The organism is Clavibacter lycopersici (assembly GCF_003576405.1).
GTDB classification, from domain to species: Bacteria; Actinomycetota; Actinomycetes; order Actinomycetales; family Microbacteriaceae; genus Clavibacter; species Clavibacter lycopersici.
Genome location: NZ_QWGT01000188.1, coordinates 1 through 5607 on the forward strand (window position 1 = coordinate 1; position 5607 = coordinate 5607).

The 5607-nt window shown below is 74.3% G+C and carries 5 protein-coding genes; 2 read left to right on the forward strand and 3 right to left on the reverse strand.

Annotated features, from left to right (window positions below):
* The coding region (locus DZG00_RS11625; protein ID WP_119455643.1) for a sensor histidine kinase at positions 1 to 1649 on the reverse strand (1649 nt) is incomplete at its 3' end.
* A 135-nt stretch (positions 1650 to 1784) separates the two neighbouring features.
* On the opposite strand from DZG00_RS11625, the gene DZG00_RS11630 reads away from it, so the two are divergent.
* On the forward strand, positions 1785 to 3236 hold the full coding sequence (locus tag DZG00_RS11630) for a CitMHS family transporter (RefSeq protein WP_119455644.1): 1452 nt from the start codon (positions 1785 to 1787) through the stop codon (positions 3234 to 3236).
* Between the two features lie 111 nt (positions 3237 to 3347).
* Here DZG00_RS11630 and DZG00_RS11635 read toward each other — a convergent pair whose 3' ends face one another.
* Together DZG00_RS11635 and DZG00_RS11640 are read right to left on the reverse strand one after the other, a co-directional pair.
* Positions 3348 to 4841, reverse strand: a complete 1494-nt coding sequence (locus DZG00_RS11635; RefSeq protein WP_119382978.1) for a DUF2079 domain-containing protein — start codon at positions 4839 to 4841, stop codon at positions 3348 to 3350.
* Positions 4842 to 4931: 90 nt separating this feature from the next.
* Entirely contained in the window at positions 4932 to 5363 is a 432-nt protein-coding gene (locus DZG00_RS11640) for a DUF5997 family protein (protein WP_119382979.1), read from the reverse strand.
* Here DZG00_RS11640 and DZG00_RS17350 point away from each other — a divergent pair.
* Positions 5362 to 5607 (forward strand): helix-turn-helix domain-containing protein (locus tag DZG00_RS17350; RefSeq protein WP_233550129.1); only part of this gene is annotated, 246 nt, incomplete at its 3' end. The genes DZG00_RS11640 and DZG00_RS17350 overlap by 2 nt on opposite strands.

Consider the following 5607-nt stretch of genomic DNA (forward strand, 5'->3'; position numbering starts at 1 on the left):
GGGTCCGCTCCCCCGCGGCCGTCCGCGCCGCCGTCCCCGGTCGCCGCGCCCGCCGCCACGGCCTCCGCCGCCGCGCCCACGTCGTCGGGTCGGCGCTGGAACACGCGGCCGGCGTCGGATCCCGCGAGGCCGTCGCCGGAGTCGGAGACCGCGAGGTGCAGGTCGGCGCCGTCGTCGAGCGCCTCCACCTCCACCCACCTGTCGGCACGGGATCCGTTCACGGCCGCGTGCACCGCGTTGTCGACCAGGTTCCCGAGCACGGTGGTGACCTCCTCGGGCCGCACGAGGATCCCGCGCACGAGCGTGCCGGGCCCGACGCGCAGTGCCACGCCGCGCTCCTCCGCCTCCATCGCCTTCGCGCCGAGGAACGCCTGGAGGTACGGCTCGTCGACGAGCCCGGCGTCGACCGTCGGGAAGGCGACGGGCCCCTGCTCGAGCACGCCGGCGAGGTAGGCATCGGCCTCGTCCACCCGGCCGGTCGCGACGAGGCCGCGCACGACGTGGAGGCGGTTCGCGAACTCGTGCCGCTGGACGCGCAGCGCCGTCGACATGGCGGTGACGGCGGTGAGGCGGCGGCTCATCGCCTCGATGTCGGTCTCGTCGCGCAGCACCATCACCGTGCCGAGGTCGCGGCCGTCGCGATCGACGCGGGCGACGTCGACGAAGAGGAGCCGGTCGTCGACCACCGCGCGCAGCGACGGGGACCCGGCGGCGGACCCGGAGGAGGCGCCGGAGGAGGCGCCGGTCCGCGCGTCGGCGACCGCGTCCCGCAGCACCGGTGCGACGCCGAGGTCCGCGAGCGTGCGGCCGACCGGATCCACCAGGCCGAGGAGCTCGGCGGCGCGCGGGTTGCAGACGGTCACCCGGCCGTCGGGCCCGATGCCGAGGACGCCCTCGCCGACGCCGGAGAGCACGGCGGCCTGGTCCTGCACGAGGCCCGCGAGCTCGGACGGCTGGAGGCCGAGGGTGAGGCGGGCGAGCCGCCGGGAGAGGATCCCGCTGGCGACGGCCCCGACGCCGAGCGCGAGCAGGGCCACGACCGCGATGGCCGCGACGTCGACGCCGATGGAGTCGCGCACGGTCGCCGCCGCGAAGCCGACGCTGACCTCGCCGACCACGCGGCCGTCGGCGGAGGCGTCGCCGGCAGGAGCGTCCGCAGACGCGAGCGCCCGCACCGGCACCTTCGCCCGCGCCGACTCCCCGAGCGTGCCCGTCGCCCACGTCACCTCCTCGCGCCCCGCGAGCGCCACGGTCGGATCCGTGCTCACGCGCTGCCCCAGCTCGGCGACGTCCGGGTGCGCGAGCCGCAGCCCGCGGTCGTCGGTGACCACGACGAACAGCGCGCCGGTCCGCTCGCGCACCGCCTCGGCCGTGCGCTGCACGGGCCCGTCGGCCAGGTCGGCGGCCGTGGCCGTCGCGGGATCCGCGGTCTCGGCGGTCACGGCGGCCCGCAGCACGGGATCCTCGGCGGCCGTCCGCGCGATCGCGAGCGCCGTCGCCTGCGCCTCCTCGCGGTTCTCCGAGGAGCTCAGCAGTCCGTACGCGACGGTCGCGATCCCCACCACCACGAGCACGACGAGCAGCTGCAGGACGAGCGACCGCCTGGCGAAGTCGAGCCCCGCCCGTCGTCGCCCCGTCGCTGGATCCACCTGGTGAGCATAATGCGCAGAACGTCGTCTACGTGCACTATCGCGATGAAGCGGCACAAGCGCGACGCGAGGCGGATGCCGACCTAGCGTGTGGTGTTCAGCCGGGCGTCCCGCCCACCGACGAAGGAGTCACACGTGCTGGTATTCCTGGGCTTCGCCATGGTCCTCACCTTCATGGCGCTCATCATGACCAAGCGGCTCACACCCATGGTCGCCCTCATCCTCGTGCCGACGATCTTCGGCCTCTTCGCGGGAGCCGGGCTCGGCATCGGCGACATGGTCATCGAGGCGCTCGGCGACCTGGCCCCCACGGCCGCGCTGCTGATGTTCGCCATCATCTACTTCGGCATCATGATCGACGTCGGCCTCTTCGACCCGCTGGTGCGCCTCATCCTCCGCGTCGCGGGCGGCGACCCCGCGAAGATCGTGCTCGGCACGGCGATCCTCGCGGCCGCGGTCTCCCTCGACGGCGACGGATCCACGACCTTCATCGTCACCACGGCCGCCATGCTGCCCATCTACCGCAAGCTCGGGATGAGCCCGGTGGTGCTCACCTGCACGGCCGGCCTCGCGAACGGCACGCTCAACATCGTCCCGTGGGGCGGCCCGACCGTCCGCGCGGCCGCGGCCCTCAAGGTCTCGCCGACCGACATCTTCGTGCCGATGATCCCGTCGCTCCTCGTGGGCATCGCGCTCGTCATGATCTTCGCCTGGACCATGGGCCTCCGCGAGCGCAGCCGCCTGGCCGCGCTGGGCGAGGCGCGCGCCGAGGGCGGCCTCGACGCCGCGGGCGGCACGGGATCCGGCTCCGTCGGATCCGCGGGCGGCTCGGGCTGGTGGCGCGCCGGCCGCGGCGCCCCCGCCACCCCGCGCGGCGGCCTCATCACGATGGCCCCGGCCCTCGTCCGCGCCGAGACGGCCGCCGTCTCCACGCTCGGCACGACCATGCTGGACCCCGACCGCGAGACCCTGCGCCCGCGCATGATCTGGTTCAACCTCGGCCTCACGATCGTGGTGCTCGCGCTGCTGATCATGGACCAGCTGCCCCTCGCCTACGTGTTCATGGTCGGCGCGGCCATCGCGCTCATCGCCAACTTCCGCGACCTCAAGCACCAGGGCGAGCGCATCGCGGCGCACGCGCCCAGCGTGGTCGGCGTGGTCTCGATGGTGCTCGCGGCCGGCGTGCTGATCGGCGTGCTCAACGGCACCGGCATGGTCTCGGCGATGTCCGCGTGGCTCGTCACGATCATCCCGGACGCGCTCGGCCCGGGCCTCGCGGTCATCACCGGCGTGCTCAGCATCCCGATGACCTTCTTCATGAGCAACGACGCCTTCTACTACGGCATGCTCCCGGTGCTCGCGGAGAGCGCGGCGAACTACGGCATCGACCCCGTCGAGATGGCGCGCGCGTCGATCACCGGGCAGCCCGTGCACCTGCAGAGCCCGCTCGTGCCGGCGATCCTGCTGCTCGTGTCGCTGGCCGACGTGAACCTCGGCGACCACCACCGCAAGGTCCTGTGGCGGGCCGTGCTGGTGTCGCTGACGATGCTCGCCGTGGGCGTGCTCACGGCGGTGATCCCGATCTGATCGGGAGCGCTCCGCGAGGAGCGCGCGCACGCGGAGGCCGGGCGGCTCGGGGGAGCGCCCGGCCTCTGCACGTGCGGCAGGGGCCCGTGCCCGGGCGGCGCGGTCTCCGGGCTAGGAGACCCGCCGCGCCACCTGGTACCCGGCGTCGGCGTAGACGATCTCGTAGGTCGTGCCCGCCTGGGTCGCCTCGCCGTACTGGTCGGCGTTCAGGGCGCCCTGGCCGAGCCCGCCGCCCAGGGTGTCGATCACGACGTACTGCGGCGCGGGGTTGCCCGGGTTGCCGAGCCAGAAGACCTCGTGGTCGTCGACGAGGTACGACATGAGGCCGATGTCGCTGAGGACGGACGCACCGGCCGGCACCTGGTCGAGCGCGGCCTGCGCCTGCGCGGCGCGCGGAGACGCCTCCCAGATGGTCGGCTTCGTCAGCTCCGCCATGGGCGAGCGGAAGAAGAGCGCGACGGCGGCGATCGCGAGCAGCGGGACGGTCGCGCGCGACGCCGCCCGGAGCCAGTGCTGGCGTCCCGCGCGGGCGCGCACGACGCCGTCGATCGCGGCCGCGAACACGATCGGCATGAGCACCGCGTCGTAGTGGTAGCCGGGCGCCCAGTACGACTCGGTGGGCGAGAGGAACCGCCAGGCGAGCGTCGGCACCACGAGGAGCAGCAGCGGCGACCGCAGCGCGATGAGCGCGCCCGCGAGGACGAGGAAGGCGACCGTCTCGAGCTTCGGCGCCGCGAACAGCCCCGCGACGGTGCCGAACGGGTCGGCGAGCACGCTCCCCGCGTCGAGCTTGGACGCGTAGTCCCAGCGGGCGTCGCGGTTGAAGGCCGGGAGGATCACGGTGGTCGCGAGCACGAACCAGGCGACGCCCCAGCCGGCGAGCGCGATGCCGACGCGGCGGTCGAGCGCGAGGGCGATGATCGCGCCGAGCACCGCGACCGTGAGGCCGAGGTCCTCCTTCACGAACACGAGCGGCACCGCCCACGCGGCGGCCGCCATCGCGCGGCGGGCGATCACGGCGTCGAGCGCGAAGGCCAGCAGCGGCAGGGCGAACGCGATCTCGTGGAACTGGAACGCGACCGCGCCCTGGATCCCCCAGCTCAGCCCGTACGCGGCCGCCACGACGATCGCACCCCACCGGCCGACCACGCGGCCGGCCAGGCGGCCGATGCCGACCACCGAGATCCCGATGAGGACGGCCTGCACCACGAGCAGCGCGAACGCGTGCGGCCACACCGCGTAGACCGGGCCGAGCAGCACGAGGATGGGGTGGAAGTGGTCGCCCATGAGGTTGAAGCCGTCGCCCTTGATGGAGACGAGCGGCGCCTGGAGGCGCGAGTAGTCCTGCGCGAGCTGGGTGAAGATGCCGGTGTCCCACGACTTCACGGTGAAGCGGCGCCACTCGAGCGCCGAGTAGAGCACGTAGACGGCGGTGACCAGCGCGGCGACTACCACGGAGCCGACCGTGCCGGGCACGCGGGATCCGGTGATGGGCGCGGGGATGGCGGTCGCGGGATCCGGCTCGGCGGGTGCAGATGCGGATGCGGATGCGGATGCGGCCTCGGCGGCGTGGCGGCGGCGGGCCGTGGCGTTCGTGCGGGTCACGGAGGCAAGGGTCTCACGCGGGGCCGGGATCCCGGGGGCGCGGTCCCGCAGCCATCCGCTCAGCGCCGGTGTGCACTTGTGCGGGTCGGCTCAGCGGCGCGAGCCGCCCGCGCCCTCCTGGCGCTCGCGCTCGGCGGCCATGGCGGCGCGGCCGGCGTCGCGGTTCTTCACGCGGATCTGCTCCTCGCGCACCTCGGCCTGCGTCGCGCGCTCCTGCACGAGCCACTGCGGCGGGGCCTGCAGCAGCTCCTTGATCTGGGCGGTCGTGAGCGCCTCGTCGACGCCGGCGCGGGCGAGGCCGGCGATGGAGACGCCGAGCTTCCCGGCGATCACCTGGCGCGGGTGGGGGCCGTCGCGGAGCAGCGTGGCCAGCCACTCGGGCGGGTTCGCGGTCATCTCGGCGAGCTCGGCGCGCGACGGGGTCGACTCCTGGAACTCCACCGGGGTCGCCGGCAGGTGCACGCCCAGCTTCTTCGCCGCGGTCGCGGCCTTCATCGTCTGGCTGGATCCGTCGCTCGTCATGTGCCCAGGGTACCGTCGGGGCCCCGGGCGCCCTGCACTAGCCTGGATCGGACCCGCCGCCGCTCCGCGCGCCACCACCGAGCGGGCCATTGAGGGGACTCCCGTGGACGCCGACCCGACCGCCCTCCGGCACTTCGCCGCCGTGGCCGACGAGCTGCACTTCGCCCGCGCCGCGAAGGCCCTCAACGTCTCGCGCATCGCCGTGAGCCGGTCGATCCTCGACCTCGAGGCGCTCTGGGGCGTC

Excerpts from the sequence above, each read along its gene's own strand:
- DZG00_RS11640 (WP_119382979.1), bottom strand. The coding sequence starts at position 5,363 with ATGACGAGCGACGGATCCAGCCAGACGATGAAGGCCGCGACCGCGGCG.